General features: G+C 60.2%; 1 protein-coding gene. It reads right to left on the bottom strand.

Annotated features, from left to right (window positions below; all coding sequences use genetic code 11):
- The coding region (locus tag E1189_RS21935; protein WP_230459774.1) for a hypothetical protein at positions 1-216 on the bottom strand (216 nt) is incomplete at both ends.

Raw genomic sequence — 216 nt, 5'->3', positions numbered from 1 at the left:
ACAATGCTGGTGGACAGGCACAGGCCGACCCAAGGATTCGCGACCTCCAGCACCTGCACCAACCGACCCGGCAAGACCAAGCCCGGCTCCTGACCATTCACGGTCAAAGGTATGTCCAGTGCGACCACTGCCTGACTCCCGCCTTCAGACAGCTTGTTACGTCCACGCTCGGTATTCACATCCGTGGCCGTCAGCCAGTCCTCCACAATATCCGGT

Source organism: Parendozoicomonas verongulae (genome assembly GCF_009711465.1).
Taxonomy (GTDB): Bacteria; Pseudomonadota; Gammaproteobacteria; order Pseudomonadales; family Endozoicomonadaceae; genus Sansalvadorimonas; species Sansalvadorimonas verongulae.
This window is presented reverse-complemented; position numbering and strand designations above follow the sequence as displayed.